General features: G+C 58.0%; 16 protein-coding genes. 8 read left to right on the top strand and 8 right to left on the bottom strand.

The features are described from left to right. Positions 1-443: 443 nt before the first annotated feature. A complete protein-coding gene (gene katG, locus R3F50_09610; GenBank protein MEZ5490559.1) occupies positions 444-2621 on the bottom strand; it encodes a catalase/peroxidase HPI in 2178 nt (725 codons plus the stop codon). 427 nt (positions 2622-3048) lie between these two features. Here katG and R3F50_09615 point away from each other — a divergent pair, with 427 nt between their 5' ends. Then, on the top strand, positions 3049-3360 hold the full coding sequence (locus R3F50_09615) for a hypothetical protein (GenBank protein ID MEZ5490560.1): 312 nt from the start codon (positions 3049-3051) through the stop codon (positions 3358-3360). 40 nt (positions 3361-3400) lie between these two features. Here R3F50_09615 and nhaR read toward each other — a convergent pair whose 3' ends face one another. Both nhaR and R3F50_09625 read right to left on the bottom strand, forming a co-directional pair. Beyond that, complete coding sequence (nhaR, locus tag R3F50_09620; GenBank protein MEZ5490561.1) at positions 3401-4300, bottom strand: transcriptional activator NhaR; 900 nt, start codon at positions 4298-4300, stop codon at positions 3401-3403. After that, positions 4287-4499 carry a hypothetical protein gene (locus tag R3F50_09625; GenBank protein MEZ5490562.1) on the bottom strand — a complete coding sequence of 71 codons (213 nt, stop codon included), beginning with the start codon at positions 4497-4499 and terminating at the stop codon, positions 4287-4289. Before R3F50_09625 ends, nhaR begins: the two co-directional genes overlap by 14 nt. A gap of 99 nt (positions 4500-4598) precedes the next feature. Here R3F50_09625 and R3F50_09630 point away from each other — a divergent pair, with 99 nt between their 5' ends. From R3F50_09630 to surE, 3 genes are all read left to right on the top strand, one after another. Then, complete coding sequence (locus R3F50_09630) at positions 4599-4925, top strand: hypothetical protein (GenBank protein ID MEZ5490563.1); 327 nt, start codon at positions 4599-4601, stop codon at positions 4923-4925. A 263-nt stretch (positions 4926-5188) separates the two neighbouring features. After that, positions 5189-6241 carry a phosphoribosylaminoimidazolesuccinocarboxamide synthase gene (locus R3F50_09635; protein ID MEZ5490564.1) on the top strand — a complete coding sequence of 351 codons (1053 nt, stop codon included), beginning with the start codon at positions 5189-5191 and terminating at the stop codon, positions 6239-6241. A 17-nt stretch (positions 6242-6258) separates the two neighbouring features. Beyond that, complete coding sequence (surE, locus tag R3F50_09640) at positions 6259-7092, top strand: 5'/3'-nucleotidase SurE (GenBank protein MEZ5490565.1); 834 nt, start codon at positions 6259-6261, stop codon at positions 7090-7092. A gap of 460 nt (positions 7093-7552) precedes the next feature. Here surE and R3F50_09645 read toward each other — a convergent pair whose 3' ends face one another. The 3 genes from R3F50_09645 to R3F50_09655 form a co-directional block, all read right to left on the bottom strand. Next, a complete protein-coding gene (locus R3F50_09645; protein ID MEZ5490566.1) occupies positions 7553-8713 on the bottom strand; it encodes a PQQ-dependent sugar dehydrogenase in 1161 nt (386 codons plus the stop codon). 268 nt (positions 8714-8981) lie between these two features. Then, entirely contained in the window at positions 8982-9524 is a 543-nt protein-coding gene (locus R3F50_09650) for a protein tyrosine phosphatase family protein (GenBank protein ID MEZ5490567.1), read from the bottom strand. A gap of 1114 nt (positions 9525-10638) precedes the next feature. Next, a complete protein-coding gene (locus tag R3F50_09655; protein MEZ5490568.1) occupies positions 10639-11268 on the bottom strand; it encodes a glutathione S-transferase family protein in 630 nt (209 codons plus the stop codon). A gap of 266 nt (positions 11269-11534) precedes the next feature. On the opposite strand from R3F50_09655, the gene R3F50_09660 reads away from it, so the two are divergent. Together R3F50_09660 and R3F50_09665 are read left to right on the top strand one after the other, a co-directional pair. Then, on the top strand, positions 11535-12161 hold the full coding sequence (locus tag R3F50_09660) for a glutathione S-transferase family protein (GenBank protein ID MEZ5490569.1): 627 nt from the start codon (positions 11535-11537) through the stop codon (positions 12159-12161). Positions 12162-12225: 64 nt separating this feature from the next. Continuing rightward, on the top strand, positions 12226-13914 hold the full coding sequence (locus tag R3F50_09665) for an OFA family MFS transporter (protein MEZ5490570.1): 1689 nt from the start codon (positions 12226-12228) through the stop codon (positions 13912-13914). A gap of 2 nt (positions 13915-13916) precedes the next feature. On the opposite strand, the gene R3F50_09670 is transcribed toward R3F50_09665, so the two are convergent. Then, positions 13917-14684 carry a DUF4126 family protein gene (locus R3F50_09670; GenBank protein MEZ5490571.1) on the bottom strand — a complete coding sequence of 256 codons (768 nt, stop codon included), beginning with the start codon at positions 14682-14684 and terminating at the stop codon, positions 13917-13919. A gap of 230 nt (positions 14685-14914) precedes the next feature. On the opposite strand from R3F50_09670, the gene R3F50_09675 reads away from it, so the two are divergent. Then, complete coding sequence (locus tag R3F50_09675) at positions 14915-15958, top strand: sodium:calcium antiporter (protein MEZ5490572.1); 1044 nt, start codon at positions 14915-14917, stop codon at positions 15956-15958. Positions 15959-15968: 10 nt separating this feature from the next. Then, on the top strand, positions 15969-16190 hold the full coding sequence (locus R3F50_09680) for a LapA family protein (GenBank protein ID MEZ5490573.1): 222 nt from the start codon (positions 15969-15971) through the stop codon (positions 16188-16190). Positions 16191-16519: 329 nt separating this feature from the next. Here R3F50_09680 and R3F50_09685 read toward each other — a convergent pair whose 3' ends face one another. Beyond that, a complete protein-coding gene (locus R3F50_09685) occupies positions 16520-17362 on the bottom strand; it encodes an MBL fold metallo-hydrolase (protein ID MEZ5490574.1) in 843 nt (280 codons plus the stop codon). Positions 17363-17492: the final 130 nt, after the last annotated feature.

The following is a 17492-nucleotide window of genomic DNA, read 5'->3' on the forward strand; positions in this document are numbered from 1 at the left end:
CGCACTCACTGTTCAGACTGAATGAGGGCTGCGCCTGGGTGCGTTTATTACTCTGTTCTGTGTGCTGGCGCTGCTGGAGGTGCTGTATCCACGGCGCCGGCTCGTCTATGGCAGGCTGCTTCGCTGGCGTGCAAACCTGCTGTTAAGTGCTTTGAATACAGTGTTGGCGAGGGCCGTACTGCCAGTTGCGGGCGTTGGGGCTGCCCTGCGGGCCGAAAGGCAGGGCATGGGGTTGTTCAACGGGCTCTCGTTGCCTGCCTGCCAGGGTTGGCAAAAAAAAACGGCGACCCATCCGGGTCGCCGTTATCCAAAGTTCTTTCAGTTATCTTCCTGCCTGGCTGTTTACCTGCTGATCAGCAGGCTTCAGCGTATGTCTGCGGTTCACGGCTTGACCGGGAAGTCGCGATGGGAGCCCCGGTGGGGCTCCCCGCCTCCAGGAGTGATTACCCTTCCAGATCGAAGCGATCCAGGGTCATCACCTTGGTCCACGCAGCAACGAAGTCCTGCACGAACTGCTCCTGTGCATCGTCGGTAGCATAGAACTCGGCAACCGCCCGCAGTTCAGAGTTGGAACCGAAGATCAGGTCTACCGGGGTTGCCGTCCACTTGATTTGGCCGGTTGTCATGTCGGAGCCCTCGTAAAGGCCCGGCATGGCTGTCTGACTCCATTCGGTGGACAGGTCCAGCAGGTTGACGAAGAAGTCGTTGCTCAGTGTGCCGGGCTGATCAGTGAAGACACCATGTCTGGCTCCGCCGGTATTGGCGTCCAGTGCTCGCATACCACCCACCAGAACTGTCATTTCAGGGATGGTCAGGTCAAGCAGTGCGGCCTTTTCGATCAGCATTTCTGCTGGCGAACGGCTGTTGCCGTTTTCGAAGTAGTTCCGGAACCCGTCGGCCTGTGGTTCAAGCACAGAGAAGGACTCTACATCGGTCATTTCCTGGGTAGCGTCACCACGGCCCGGGATGAAGGGCACTTCGACTTCGAAGCCAGCGTCTTCGGCCGCCTTCTCAATAGCAGCGGCGCCACCAAGTACGATCAGGTCAGCCAGGGATACCTTCTTGCTACCCCGGCCACCATTGAAGTCTTCCTGTATACCCTCCAGAACTTCAATCACCCGAGCCAGTTCCTGAGGGTCATTGGCTTCCCAGTTACGCTGCGGAGCAAGGCGAACTCGGCCGCCATTGGCACCACCGCGCATGTCGGTCTGCCGGTAAGTGGACGCGGACGCCCAGGCTGCCCGGACCAGTTCCGGCACTGTCAGGCCTGAATCCAGAATATCGGACTTCAGGCGTCGCACGTCGCGCTCATTGACCAGGTCGTAGTCCACTTCCGGAATCGGATCCTGCCAGACGTAAGTGTCTTCGGGTACCAGGTCTCCAAGATAACGGGAGCTGGGGCCCAGATCCCTGTGGGTCAGTTTGAACCAGGCGCGCGCGAAGGCGTCCTCGAACTCTGCCGGGTTTTCCAGCCAGCGGGAGGTGATTTCCCGGTAAGCCGGATCAACTTTGAGTGCCAGATCCGTGGTAAACATCATCGGGGCATGGCGCTGAGAAGGATCATGAGCATCCGGGACAAGACTGGCTGCTGCACCGCCAGCGGGTTCCCACTGGACAGCACCTGCCGGGCTGCGGGTCTGAACCCACTCATAGGCGTAGAGGTTTTCCAGGTAATTATGCGTCCAGGCTGCCGGATTGAATGTCCAGGCACCTTCAAGACCGCTGGTGATGGTGTCGGCACCCTTGCCGCTGCCGTAGCTGCTCAGCCAGCCTTTGCCCTGGGCTTCCAGTGACTCCGCTTCAGGCTCCGGGCCTACGTAGTCCGAGGGGCTGGCGGCACCGTGAGCTTTACCAAAGGTGTGACCGCCGGCGATCAATGCGGCTGTCTCTTCGTCGTTCATGGCCATGCGGCCGAACGCTTCGCGAATGGCATCGGCTGCGGCCTGCGGATCAGGGTTACCGCCGGGACCTTCCGGGTTGACGTAGATCAGACCCATCTGTGTCGCGCCAAAAGGGCCTTCCAGACGGCCGCTCTCGTCACGGCGATCAGCTGCCAGCCATTCACCCTCAGGGCCCCAGTTAACGGCTTCGGGCTTCCAGTCATCGACACGACCACCGGCAAAACCCGCAGTCTCAAAGCCCATCGAATCCATGGCCACAGTGCCGGCCAGGATCATCAGATCCGCCCAGGAAAGCGCCCGTCCGTATTTTTGCTTGATCGGCCACAGTAACAGGCGGGCCTTGTCCAGGTTGGCGTTGTCAGGCCAGCTGTTCAGTGGGGCAAAGCGCTGGTAGCCGCCATCGGCACCGCCGCGACCGTCGATGGTGCGGTAAGTACCGGCGCTATGCCAGGCCATACGAATGAAAAACGGACCGTAGTGTCCGAAGTCTGCCGGCCACCAGTTCTGTGACGTGGTCATGAGCTGCTCAAGGTCTGCGACAACCTCGTCCAGTTCGAGACTTTCAAAAGCTTCCGCATAGTCAAAGTCATCGCCCAGTGGGTTGGCACCAACGGCTTCCTGACGCAGAGCGTCCAGGTCGAGACGGTTCGGCCACCAGTACTCATTACCCACCATGTCTTGCTGCGCCAGCGCCACGTTCAGCGGCGCCAGCGATGTCATGCCCATCGCGGCAATGACTGCTACAGATATTGATTTCTTCAACATTCTATTTCCCTCATCGAGTCGATCATTCCGGGGCCCATGCCCCGGGTACTTAACGGATAGAGAGTCTAGTCAGCGTGGTCCAATCAGTAAAACGAATAATTTAGATGGCTCTGATCGATATTTCCGATGCAAGCCCGGATCTTCGATGAAAGCCCGGATCCGGAGGGGTAGCGGGGTGCGGGCACGGGGCTGCGGCATGCCGGGCTCAGACAGGCTGCTTCCGGAGTGCGTTGCCCGTTCTTTGCCCTTGATACAGAACTGAGGTCAGGGCCATTCCGTCGCCGGCCAGCTTCGGTATATACGAACTTAGTCCACCAGATTACCGCATTTTCCAGGTCCCGACGTTTCTCTATAGTAATCGCTCCCAATTCGGAGTAGGCCCATGTCCACCATATCGATCAGGAATTCCATTGAACCTGCCATGGACCCGCTGATTGAGTCCAGAATCTATGTCACGCTGGGCTCATCGCTGGCCAGTGTCCGGGTTCTTGAAGCGGTAATCGAAAGCGGTACTTCGTCTGATCTGTCAGGCAAGGTGGTCCGTTGCGATCTGCGCGCGCTGGAGCAGCATGGCAAATGGCATCTGGTCAGCAGTCAGCAATATGATCTCACCAACGCCCTGGAAGGTGCTCTGACTCGTTTGAAGCGCTCGCTGCTGAGGCAGCGCAAGCACCGCAATCTGGGGAGCCCCTGAAGCAGTGACGCGCCGGTTGCCGCATTGGCGGGCAGGCGCATCACTCAAATATCAATTGCCGTGAGGTATCGATGATGCGTTTTACAGCAGGGTGGCGAAGTTTGCGCTCGGGAGAGATGGCAAAATAAGTTTCACTGACCGGAATCAGTTCACCAACCCGCTCCACGCTGTACATTCTCTCCACTTCACGGCCGATGGTGAACGGTACCGGGAACAGACCGGTGCCCGCAGCACCAAAGGCCTTCATCAGCGCGCTGTCTTCAAACTCGGCGACTACCGAAGGAGTAATGTCCCATTGGTCAAACCAGTCCTCCAGTCCGCGTCGGATCGGGTTGTCCCGGGTCGGCAGCAGAATGGGGGCGCCGTCGAGAGATTTGGGAAAGTTTTTATTCAGGCTGTTCACCAGCTCGGCCTTGCCGTACATGGCAACCTTGCTGGCACCCAGGGAATGGCTGAAAGCCTTCACGTTCAACCCACTGGGTATGCTGCAGTCCGAGACAATCAGGTCGAGCTGGTGGACGGCCAGCTCACCAAGCAGTGCCTCGAGGCTGCCTTCACGGCATACCAGGCGGATCGGCATCTCGGAATCAAGAGCGGGCTGTAACACCCGGTAGGCGATCAACTTGGGAATGGAATTGGCGATTCCGACAGTAAGGGTTGCCGGAATGACCACTCTGCCGGTCTTGATCCGCGACGACAGTTCCGAGCCCAGGGTGAAGATTTCATCGGCGTATTGATAGACCAGGTGGCCGGTTTCGGTCAGAACCAGCCCTCGGCCGACGCGTTGAAAAAGGGGCTCGCCCACTGATTCCTCCAGCAGTTTGAGCTGCCCACTGATGGTCTGCGGCGTCAGATGCAGGCTCTCGGTGGCCTTGGCGATGCTTCCCTCCCGGGCCACGGTCCAGAAGTAGAGCAGGTGGTTGTAATTAAGGTGTCGCATTGTCGGTATTCCTGGCCATTCTGCTGTCGAGCATATTGAACCTGAGCTTCAGGACCTTGAGACTGCTTACGCCGCGTAAGATCAGCTTCTGTATCTGGCGCAGGCCTGGCATGAGCCCGGCAGGGATAGCGGAATCATCACCCAGGCAGGCAGTATGAAACCAGCCAAATATCAAGTAAATACGTTTTAATTGCCGCAATGGTTCGGATATCCCGAATAAATTCACCCGTAGAAACTGATTTATTGCTGTGCCGGCGCAGCCCTATAGTCGAAACAGTAACGTCAGCGAGGTACTCAAATGTTCGATCTGCAGATCAATAATCCGGTCTTCGAACCCTGGAGTGAAGCGGCCCGTAACCGGGCGATCGGGGTGCTCGCCTTCCTGCCGGTGGATTTCACCAGGGTCGAGCTGTCCCTTAGCGTTGTTAACAGGTCCGGCGGCAGCGCGGCCGCCTATCTCTGTAAGTTGAGGGCTCTGGAACGTTCCGGGTTCCGGCATGTTGTCAACTGTCACGATGTCGATGCCTATCAGGCACTTGAGCGGGCCCTGGTCAGTGTCAGCAGCGTTGTTATCCGATCGCGCGGGAGAAATGCGCAGCAATCGGCACCCAGAACTGCCGCCTGACAGGGTGAAAGCACGTTTCTTGGCCCAGGACGATTGACCCGCCAGCACCACGCCGCCAAGGGCTGGACGTCATGTTGTAGTCTGTATTTCTTTACTCTATGCTTGCCCTCTTTTCCGACCGATTTATCTGACTGGCCCGCCTGGCTTTACCAGTACCCCGGCCACCAGGTCGGTCATAAAGCTGGATACAGAGCGGGTTATAGAACAGTGCAACGAGTACCGAGAGATTCCCGCCCGGAATACCCGCCGCCAAAGGTTATCCCATGCTGAGTGAGAACGAGATACGCGAGCTGGTTGCCGAGTTCGGCCCGCGGGTTCAGGAAGGGCGGACGATCCGTCAGATAATCGGAGACGGCGATATAGCGCGCCTTCAAGGCTGTACCATTCTGGAAGGAAAGGTTTCTGATTCGGTGCTGGGCGATGGTCTCATTACCCGGGACGGCAGGCCGCTCCGGCTGATGTATCGCAACAACCGCATTTCGACCCATGACGTTAATCGCGGCTCGATTCCGTTCAAGGATCAGGTGCTTGCCTACAACCACGATCATATGCTGCAACTGGTAGAACCGGTGCTGGGTTCTTCCCAGTTCAAAGTCCCGAATCTATTGCCGGCATCCACGGTGATACCGGCGGAAAACCTGCAGTTGATTCCGCTGGAGAACGTGCTGCGGTTTTACAATGCCGAAAGCAGTACCTCTACCTCGTTATATCAGCACTGGCTGAAAGCCAAAGCCGCGGGTGAGAAGACGCTGAATTTTTCCGGTCACGAGATAGAGGTTGACCGGCTGGAGCCTAGTGGCGCGCTCCCCTATGTCATGGATACCCCCAGCACCAAGGACAAGGTGGATCGGACCATTGACCCACAGTACCTTTTCGATAACGGAGTGTGTTCACCGGCTCAATACACCCGGATCCGCAACGCTTCGCTCATGGCCTTTGGCATGGTTGCTCAGTACCTGTCAGAGAAAGGCATGATCCTGGTGGATACCAAGACCGAGCATGGCATCAATGCGAAAGGGGATATCGTGGCCGCAGACGAGCTTTACACCATGGATTCCAGCCGCTTCTGGCGCAAGGACGAAAACGGACAGCCACTGGCCCGCGACGGCAAACCGGTTTCCTTTTCCAAGGAGTTTGCCCGCGGGATGGTCACCGAAGCCAGCCAGCAGTTCAGTTTCGAGCAGGTAAACGAAATAGCCGTTCGCTATATTCAGGGCCTGCAGCATATAACGGGCAAGGCCTTTGAACCCGATCTGAGACCGCGGGATCAACGCATCATCGAATCCACCAATCTGATTCTGGACTATCTGCTGTAATGAAAGGAGGGACTGGCGTGAAATCTCAATTCAGAGTGACTTTCTGGTTGACTGCCGTGCTGATGGCAGGGCTGCTGACACAGTCCGCTCAGGCCCAGGACTTTCGAATTCTGGTCTCCAACGACGATGGCATCCAGTCTCCTCAACTGGCGGCGCTGGCGCAGGCACTTGAGGGTTTACCCGGTGTCGAGGTTCTGGTCTCGGCGCCTGCGGTGAATCAGTCTGGCAGCAGTCACGCCTCTGCGGGCGAAGATCTGTTGGTCGAGGAAGTACGGCGGGGCGCCCGGTTGTTCGGTTACGCAGTGCATGGCAGGCCGGCGGACGCCGTGCGCTGGGCAATTCTGGTGCCTGGTGCGGAGCAGCCCTTCGATCTGGTGGTGTCGGGCATCAATCAAGGCGCGAATGTCGGGGACGTCGCGCATTTGTCAGGTACTGTAGGCGCCGCCATGGAAGCCCAGTATCACGGCATTCCGTCCATCGCGATATCCCAGGACACCACAGGTGTCGACACGCAAGCCTCGGCCCGCTTTGCCGCTGACCTGGTGCAAAGACTGCGGGGGCAGGGCTTTGCGCAGGACGTGGTGATTTCGGTGAATATTCCTAGCGGTGACATCCGGGGTGTGGTGGTCCGACAGATGGGTGAGTCCTACCTGTCTTTTGACGGCTACGAACTGATCGAAGAGGAGGATGGCGGCGCCACCTATCGGCGCACCCGGACTCTCCAGCCTGCCACCGATACCCGCAGCGATACCTGGGCCTGGCAACAGGGTTATATCACGATCACGCCACTGAAATTCGATTGGACTGATTACGAGTACCTCAGCGACCTGCAAAGCTGGGACTGGGAGTAATGCTCTGTAAGGCCTGAATTTACGGCTTCAGCGTTCCCATGGTGCCCGCCAGCTTCGTTGCAGCTCTTGACAAGGGCGTGGCCATCGCCGGCGAGGCACGCCTTGCCATGCACGCCGACAGATCAGCGGAACCCGTAAATTCAGGCTTTACAGAGCACTGGCCGACCCGCGAGCTATTGCCTGCGCGGTGTTACAGTCTGAGATGCTGGTCCAACACGCCCATTTCCATTGGTGATGAATGTCGCTTACCACCTGATTTTGCCTTGTAATGCCCGCCTCGAATCGCGTTTTCAACAGCCTGCCGGCGCACCTGCATTGATTCCGGCATTGCTTAACCGTGCATCCGGACAGGACAGGTAAGGACAGATAAGGGTGGGCGACATTTGAACCCCCATAAAAAAAGGACCCCTGGGGGTCCTTTTTCTTTGCTTGGCTTTCGCCCTGGTTCTGCCGGATCAACCTAGTCGGCCGGCACCAGACGCACCAGCGAGGTAGGGTCGCCGCGACGATCGGAGATGGCCAGGTAGATGTAACCGTCCGGACCTTGTCGCACGTCACGAATGCGGCCCATGCCATAGGCCAGAGTCTCTTCGACGACCACGCTGCGGTAGTCATCGCTCAGCTGCAGGCGCGCCAGTTGTTCACCGGCCAGGCCGCCAGCCATGATGTTGCCATACCACATGGGGAACTTGTCACCGGTATAGACCATCAGGCCGGAGGTGGCGATTGACGGAACCCAGAAGCGAACCGGCTGCTCCATCCCTTCTTTGAAGAGACCGGAATGGATCGGGCTGCCTGATACGTAGTTAAGTCCGTAACCGATTACCGGCCAGCCGTAGTTCTTGCCCGGCTCGATACGGTTCAGTTCATCACCGCCCTGTGGGCCATGCTCGGTCATCCACAGGTCACCGGTTTCCGGGTGAATCACCAGGCCCTGGGGGCTGCGGTGGCCGTAGCTCCAGATCTCCGGCAGGGCATCGTTGCTGCCTACGAAGGGATTGTCACTGGGCACGCTACCGTCTTCGTTAAGGCGCACGATAACGCCGTGGTGATTGGTTGTATCCTGGGCGGGATGGTTGGCCTGATCTTCGTTGGGATCTGCCTGGCGGTCTCCCAGGGTCAGGAACAGGTGTCCTTCGCCATCGAATACCATCTTGCCGCCGTAGTGACCGGGTCTGCCGCTGGCCTGAGCAGCGAATATCTCTACCACATTGCTTAAGCGGTCATTCTCGAAACGACCGCGTACTACCGCGGTGGTTGAGCTGTCGCCGACTTCCTTGGAGTAGCTCAGGTAAAGCCAGCGGTTATCGCTGAAATTAGGGTGAGGCAGTACCTCGAACAGGCCACCCTGGCCGTTGTACAGCACTTCGGGTACACCAGGCACGGCTTCCGGCAGCAGTTTGCCATCCCTGACAATCCTCAACCGGCCAGGCTTCTCGGTAACCAGCAGGTCACCGCCTGGCAGCCAGGCGACGGACCAGGGCTGAACCAGGTCCTCGGCCACAGTCTCCACGCGATAGTCGTGGTGAGCCGCGTAATAGATATCGGACTGAGCACTTGCCAGGCCCGACAACGAAACAAGCAGTCCGCCGGCGGCAAGCAGTAGCAATTTACGTAGCATAAAAATCTCCTCAATAGTCCCTGTTGTTCGCCGTTGCGGGCATTCTTACCCCCAGTCGGCACTGTCCAGCCCCGAAGCATCGGAGCCCTTTAAATGGTAGCGGGGTATTATGACAGACCGTGACCGATGTGTATCGCCGATTGTCTCGCCAAACCGTTGCTACGACCACATTTTCCGGGTGGTTCAGCCCTGGGCGGCAAAGACTTCGTTGCAGTGGGGCTGTCCTTCGGGCACCCCGTCAGTGCAGGGTGCCCGGCAGAGCAACTCTCTACAGTGTTTCAGCCAGGATGGAACTGACTACCGGGGTCAGTCGCGGACTGCTCAATCCCCAGCGACGGCCTTCTTCCATGGCTGCCTCTGCATCCATACCTTCGTTCTGTTGCGCGGAGAGGGCGATAAGAGCCCCGACCCGCTGACCGGACGCGCAGTGGATAACAACCGGCTCGCCGGCCAGGTCTTCCAGCAGTTCAAACAGGGCCTGGGCGTTTTCCCGGGTTATGCCGGACGAAACCGCCACGGGGATGGAGTGATATTCCATGTCCAGCGAACGAACCAGGGCGCCTTCATCCCACTCCATTTCCTCCGGAGTGCGCAGGTTGATGATGTGCTTGACGCCGGACTCGGCCAGAATCTGAAACTGTTCCTGAGTCGGCTGACCGCTGGACATGATAGTCGCTTCCGGTGCCCGCAGATTCATTATATCGGCCTGGGCCAGAACCTCGCTGTCCAGTTCCGGAGCCGGGTTACAGGCCGCCAGCGCCAGCAGGCTGGTGGCGACCAGGAGAGTTGTCAGGTGTTTAAATGCGTGCATGGTGGTTCCTCATTGGGTGTAATGCGCCTTCCTGGAGAGTGTCGTTCCTGTTTGGATGCCTTTCTAACCCAAGTCAGTTAATTACACAAGCGCAGAGCCGGTTCGTCAGTGTGTCTGTTTTTATGTGTTTCTGCTAGTGGGACTTGTTCTGGTTCGCTCTAACACGAAGGAATACAGTTCTGGTTCTTATAAAGGTCCTTGTTAGAGACCGCACCACCCCGGGGGAATCTGCCGACGGAGCAACGCGCACCCCTCCGGGGTTCCCTCCCTCGGTCAGGAGCCCGCAGGCGGTCTCCTTCGGTCAGTCGGTGCTGCGTTTTGATCGCTCCATCGACAGATTCCCCCGGGCTGGCGCTCAGTGCGAGATTTCAATCACTGTGCATTGATGCACGAGCGCGACGGCACTTTCTTCGTAGCTCCGCGTTTACATCGACTTGTAACCGCTTCCGTCTCTTTCGAGGTCACTGAATAATTAGTGCCACTTAGTGGCAAGGTTCTTTTCAGTCAGCGTTCGTTTTAGAGGCCGCACCACCCCGGGGGAACCTGCTGACGGAGCAACGTGCATCCCTCCGGGATTCCCTCCCTCGGTCGTGAGCCCTGGAAAACGGTCTCACTCGGTCAGTCGGTGCTGCGTTTTGATCGCTCCGTCAGCAGGTTCCCCCCCGGGGTGGTGCTCAGTGCGAAATTTAAATCTCAGTGTATTGAAGAAAGAGTGCAATAGTTCTTTCTTTACACCATTGCCCATTCAACGGATTGCAGTCGCTTCGGTCTTTTTCGGGAGCACTGAATAGCGAGTGGCACTTAGTGCCAAGGCGTGGTCGGCAGGGGGTTCTGTGGGCTGCAATCAAGGACCAGCGCTGAGCGGCGAAAAATGACCGTTTTCCAGGGCATTTTTCAGAGAGAAGGCACCCGGGACGGGCGCGGTCCGCAGCCCACAGAACCCCCTGCCGGCCGCGCCGCTCGAAGCCACTCTGTATCACTGTCCAATCTGTGAGCGTTCAAAAAGTGTAACCGATCTGCCATCAACCCTGACCAAAAACACGCCCGACTGGCAAGACATTCAATTTGAGAAACTACAGCCAGCCGCGCCGATTTTATGCGCTGTGGGCGAGGGTCAGGATACCTGCCGATACTTCATGGCCCGCTGCACAGCGGGTCGTTCCTGCATCCGCCGACTGTGGTCGGCGACGCTGGGGAACTGCTCGACATCCACACTGTCTCCCGCCAGCCACTGGGTCACCGTGAACAGGTAGCCATCGGCGACCGAATAGTTATCGCCCATGACCCAGGGGCCACGGAACAGCTCATTCTCGATCAGGGTGAAGCACTCGGTCATGGTCTGGGGAACTTTCTCTTTCATCGCCTCGATCGCCGCCGGGTCGTCAACCCACCTGCTGCCCCGGAGTCGGTGGGCATGGGCAACATGCACGGTGGCACAGAGATAATTGTTGAACGCCTGTAGCTGACCGAAGGCAAACGGGTCATCCAGCGGCGCCAGTCCCGCTGCGGGATGGGTCTGGGCAATGTAAGCGAGAATCGCCGGTGTTTCCGTGATTATGCCGCGCTCGGTCGCCAGGGCCGGCACACGGCCTTTGGGATTTATTGCCAGATACTGTTCCGAGCGTTGCTCGGCAGTCTTGAAATCAATGACGCGGGGTTCGTAGTCTGCGCCAGCTTCCTCGAGCGCTATAAAAGTGGCCAGTGCGACAGACAGGGGCGAATAGTAGATTGTGATGGCGGACATGGGCAGGCTCGTGGTTGTTGATTTTCTGCAGCCTACTCTGATCGGGCTCGAATTGTAAATAACCGCTGAGGCCTTCCATGTTGCCCGGGGATTGGTGGGCAAAAAAATTAGTGCGAACATTGGGTCAGTCCAGTATTGTCTGGCCGGTATTGACTGAAACGGTGCGTGACAGGACATCAGAACGGCCGGCAACTCACCGGGCAGAGGGTGACTGAGGAGACAGAGAGTCGTCTAAGCCGCGCGCCCCAGACTATGAGGAGTAACCCATGTCGGACCTGATCTTTTATACCAATCCGCAATCCCGCGGCCGCATCGCCCATTGGATGTTGGAAGAGCTCGGCGAGCCCTACGGGATTGAGTGGCTTGCTTACGGTCCCGAGGGGACCCGGTCAGACGCTTATCTGGCGGTGAATCCCATGGGCAAGCTGCCGGCGCTGACACATGCCGGCAAAGTCATTACGGAAACCCCGGCTATCTGTGCCTATCTGGCCGCTCGATTCCCGGAGAAAGGCCTGATACCTTCAAGCAACGAGCCGGGACTGGCGGATTATTACCGCTGGTTGTTCTTCGCCGCCGGGCCACTGGAGCAATCCATTACTGTCAACGCGATGGGCTGGGTGGTTACGGAAGACCGCAGAGGCACTGTCGGGTTCGGCAGCCACGAGGAAGTGTTACATGCGCTTGGCCTCGCCGTGCAACAGAGTACTTACGTGTGTGGTGAGCAGTTTACCGCGGCGGATGTTTACCTGGCTTCGCACCTCAGCTGGGGCATGTTATTCGGCGGCGTGCCCAAGCGCGCCGAGTTTGAAAGCTACGTTGCGCGGGCAACTGACCGGCCGGCCTACCGACGGGCTGACCAGATCAACGAGGACAGGCTGGCAGCAGTGAGCTGAGAGCGGAGTCTTTCGCTACACGGGCGCTAAAAATAACAAGAATACAGCCGCGGAGGGCTACCAGATGTCAGGACTTCTATCCAGAGAACGCATTATTGCGCCGCCCGGTTACAACCGCTGGCTGGTGCCGCTGGCCTCCATCGCCATTCACCTGTGTATCGGTTCGGTTTATGCCTGGAGTATTTACAACCCCTCCCTGACGCGAGTTTACGGGGTGGTTGCCAGTGCCGGGGATGACTGGAGCCTTAGCCAGGTGGTCTGGGTTTTCACCGTTGCCATTGTTTTTCTGGGCCTGGCTGCCGCCTTTGGGGGTAAATGGCTGGAGCGGGTTGGACCGAGAAAGGTTGGTGTGGTTTCGGCCTTCTGTTGGGGTGGCGGCTATCTGGTCGGCGCGGCGGGGATTCTGACCCACCAGCTGTGGCTGCTGTATCTGGGCTACGGCGTGATCGGCGGCTGCGGTCTTGGCCTGGGTTACGTTTCGCCGGTCAGCACGCTGATCCGCTGGTTTCCCGACCGCCGTGGCATGGCGGCCGGTATGGCCATCATGGGTTTCGGTGGCGGCGCCATGATCGGGACTCCCATGAAAGAGTACTTCATCAGGCTGTTCTACCGGGCGCCGGACTACCTGGGAAATGTCGCTGATGTCAGCCTGGTAACCCAGGCCGGCCGCCGGTTTGCTGAAATCGGCGGCCAGCTGCGCGAGGTTGTGGTGGTTGGCGCCAATGAAGTGCGGGATATGACCCTGCCCGGGCCCGAGGGGGTTTATCTGGTGGATACCGGTGCCTCGGGAGTGGCCGGAGCCTTTCTGGTCATCGGTCTTATTTACCTGGCTGTCATGTTGCTGGCTGCATTTTCCTATCGACTGCCGCAGCCGGGATGGAAGCCTGCTGGCTGGCAGGAGCCTGAGCCGTCATCCCGCTCGGCTCTGATTTCCAGCCATCATGTGGATATTGATCAGGCTTTGAAGACTCCCCAGTTCTATCAACTGTGGATAGTGCTGTGTCTGAATGTCACCGCCGGGATCGGGGTGCTGGGTGTGGCGCGTACCATGATCACCGAGATTTTTGGCTCCACCTTGCCCGGGGTGGTGAATGCCGGCTTTGCCGCCACTTACGTGGTGATGATAAGCGCCTTCAACATGGTCGGGCGGTTTGTCTGGGCCAGTGCCTCCGACTACATCGGAAGGCGTAACACTTACTGGATTTTCTTTGTGCTCGGAATCGTTTTATACCTTTCGGTCCCTTTTTCTGCGCAACAGGTCAGTGTCAATCAGTCGGTTATCTGGCTGGTGTATTTTTATGCTGCGACGATGCTTATCTTCACCATGTACGGAGGTGGTTTCGCCACAATCCCTGCCTATATTGCAGATATTTTCGGGACCCGTTACGTGGGTGGGATTCACGGTCGGATTCTGACTGCCTGGAGCACAGCCGGCGTGCTTGGCCCTCTGGCCATTACGTCACTGCGGCAGAATTCTGTGAATAGCGCCATTGAGGACCTGGTCGGCCGGATTGATCCGGCAGTATTCCGCGCGCAGTTCGGGGCCCCGGTAGAGCAACTGGAGCTGCTGGTGGCGCAGAACTCGGTCAATATCGCCAGGCTTATGGAGATCGCACCGCCAGGGACACCCGACCCCACCAGCGGCCTGTACAATTCCACCATGGTGCTGATGGCGGCTCTGCTGGCCATCGCTCTGGTTGCCAATGCACTGATGCGCCCCGTCGATGCCCGGCACCATATGGCGGAAGACTGACGTCAACCGCCCAGCAGACGTTTCTTGGCCTGCTCGAATTCGCTATCGGTAAGACTACCGGACTGGTGAAGTTTCTGCAGCGAGCCGATCTGACCGGCGATATCGTCCACCATTCGGGTGGCTGCTGTCTCCAGTTCCAGGGCCGGTTGTGGGGCAGGCCCCCTGACCAAACCCAGCCAGCTGCCCAGCTTGCGGAAAATCGCTTTCAACAGACGCCAGATTTTCGGCAGGAGCCAGATAACCAGGACGATAAACACAGCCAGCAGCACCAGGAACAGAACCGGGTTGTTGAGGGCTATCCACAAGCCGCCGAACACGGCGAGGTCTTCGGCCAGTGAAGCGCTCCAGTTGGTCACCGGTTCCGGCGAGGTATTGATCAGCGCCCGGGTGCCGGCCTTGGTGAAATGGCTGGTGGCCGCCAGGCTGCCGCCCATGAGGCCGGTTGCCAGTTCCATTACCGGGGTTACGTCACCGACAGCGCCGGCCGCCAGCAGGGCGCCGGCGGGGATGCGGACAAAAGTCTGCAAGCCGTCCCAGGCTGAATCCACGCCGGGAACCTTGTCTACCACGAATTCCACCAGGTACATGAGGCCGGCAGCACCGACCACCAGTGGGTTGGCCAGCAGCTCAAGATCCGGTGGCAGGTCTATGCTGCCGGTCATGCCACCAAGACCAAGGACCAGTAGCGCAGCATACAGATTGATACCGCTCGCCCAGGAGGCACCCATGGTCAGGGCGAGGGTGCCCAGTATCGCATCATAACTTTCCATTTCTGCATTCCATCTTCTGTGTCAGTAAACCTTGCCGGCGGATTCCACTAGCGCAGCAATCGAAGTGATGTGGAAAATACTATCGGCGTGAAACTTAAGCAAACCTGAACGGCTTATTGCTGCTGATTAGGGTGTTTCACGATAATCCGCAATTTCTCCAGAGCTGGCTTTCTCTTTGTCCAACGGGAGTATAAATTCAGGCCAATGGGTTTCTGCTGTAGAATCGAACGGTGTCTGACTATCTGATCAACAGTACGCTCTGGTTAACCGTGCTGCTTTTTATGCTGGCGGGAGTCCTGATTGCCGTGTTCGGGATACGGATGACCCATCTGGCCCGCGACCTGGCGGTAGCCACCGGGCTGGGCCAGGCGTTCATGGGGGCGGTCTTCATCGGTGCCACCACCTCGCTGTCGGGAATCATTGCCTCGGCCACCGCGGCCTGGTTTGGCGATGCCAGCCTGGCCGTCAGCAACTCCCTCGGAGGAATAGCGGCGCAGACTGTGTTTCTGGTGCTGGCCGATATGGTTTATCGGAAAGCCAATCTGGAATTTGCCGCGGCGTCCGCGGAAAACCTGATGATGTCCGTGCAGTTGTTGCTGTTGCTGTGTCTGCTCAATCTCGCGTTCATCATGCCCGATTACAGTGTCGGTGCCGTACACCCGTTGTCCATCCTCATGGTCATCGTTTATCTGTTCGGTGTCAGACTGCTTGCCGACGTTCATGAGAAACCCATGTGGTTGCCGAGGCTTACCCCGGGTACCGAGCGGGAAAGCAGGAAGTTGCCCCAGGTTGGAATATTCCGCGCCAGGCGCAGGCTGCTGTTCCTGGATTTTGGCGTCTGTGCGGCTGTGGTGGGCGGTGCCGGCTGGCTGGCAGCGACTGCCGGGCTGGTGCTGGTGCAGAAGACCGATGTTTCTGCCGGCATCATGGGCGGCGTGTTTATCGCCATCGTCACTTCGTTACCGGAGCTGGTCGTGGCGATCACTGCGGTCAGGTTGGGTGCGCTCTCATTGGCGGTGGGCGATATTATTGGCGGCAATGCTTTCGATACCCTGTTTGTTGCGGTGGCCGATCTTTTTTACCGCGACGGGCCAATCTACAGGGCAGTGGAGTTTGCCGAAAGAGTCTGGCTGGGCGCCTGCCTGCTGATGGTTACCGTGTTGCTGGTGGGGCTTATGTACCGGGAACGCAAAGGAATCGCCAATATCGGTCTGGAAAGTCTGTTGATTTTGCTGCTGTACCTGTTTACCGTTGGCCTGCTTACATTGACTTAAGGAAAATTACATGGCCAAGAACAGCAGGCTGACAACCATCCTGGTGCTGATCGGATTGGCATTACTCTTTATATTTCAGAATGTTGCCACCGTTGAGATTCAGTTTCTGTTCTGGTCTACCAGCATGCCGCGATCGCTCATGATCCTGCTGATCCTGTTGACCGGAATCGTGCTTGGCTGGTTCCTGCGCAGCTATCTTCGTTATCGGAAAAGGCACAGGGAAGACGACTAGAGAAGATTACAGAGACGCAGGAAGCTGAAGTAATAGTCGCGGGAGAATAGGAATAAACGTAAAACACAAGTAACGCATAACAGAAAGAGATGCTTGCAACTTAATCCGAGGCTCTTTAGACAGAGGCGCCGGATTGAAGCAGCGCTATCCGGGCTTGCCGGCAACAAGTCCTGCTCAGGCAAGCCTGCATGGAAGCGGGCCTGAAACCCGTTCAGACCCGGCGAGGGTCACTGCCTGGTTAAACAACAGGCAGTGACTTCGTTGCTTTGCCGAAACTGCCTTGCAGCTCGCCCTTCTCAGCAACCAGGGTGGCCATCGAAGCGACAGTCCTAACGGCGGATCTCCGCCGCTACTTCGTCGTAAAAGCCCGGAATGCTGCGCTGCATGAACAGGCCATTCTCCGCCATGGTCCAGCTCAGGGCTTCGCTTCTGATCCGCACCGGCGCTTCGCCTTTGGGCATGCCGTTCCTGATCAGGTTGGCCATGTGCTGGCGCACCGCCTCCATCTGATTTCTGAAGCCGATCACGTCATCCCGGTTCATCACCGTTCCATGCCCGGGGATCGCCGTGTCGAAATCCAGCGTCAGGATATTGTTCAGGGTGCTTACCCAACCCTGGCTGCTGCCGCCATTTGCGTAATCGATAAAGGGCGCCGTGCCGTGCAACAGGTCGCCTCCATGCACTGTGTCGAGATCCGGGAAATATACCACCGCGTCACCATTGGTGTGCCCGGTGCCCAGATAGAATGCGCGAACCTCGACGCCACCGAGATAGACGGCTGTCTCATCGGTGAATACCACGCGGGGCTGCCCGGCCTGGTCGGCGCGTACCATGTTGTCGCGGGCATTCTGATGTGCCACGACTTCGGCCACACTGAGGAAACTCTCGTTGCTGCCGGAATGATCGCCGTGATGATGGGTATTGATCACATACCGGACCGGCAGATCACTGACCTGGCTGACCAGCTGCTGGATTTCTTCGTAATCCTCGGGAAATTTGTCGTCGATGAGAATGACGCCCTCGGAGGTAACCCGGACACCCACGTTGCCACCAGGCCCCATGATGTTGTAAAGACCCTCTTTGACTCTTTCTATCGTCAGTCGATTCTGGGCGACAGCGTTGTTAAACAGGGCCAGCGAGGCCAGCAGGCAGAGCAGAATTCTGAAGCGCATGATTACACCTTCGTTCTTGTGGTTAAGGGAGGGTGGTTCCGGTGTGGTGCAAACGACCACCGATGACCGGATCCCTGAAGCTTATAGCAGACCAACTGTGGTCTCAAGCATCCTCACCGGTTACCGGCGA

It is taken from the genome of Gammaproteobacteria bacterium, assembly GCA_041395725.1.
Taxonomy (GTDB): domain Bacteria; phylum Pseudomonadota; class Gammaproteobacteria; order Pseudomonadales; family Pseudohongiellaceae; genus NORP240.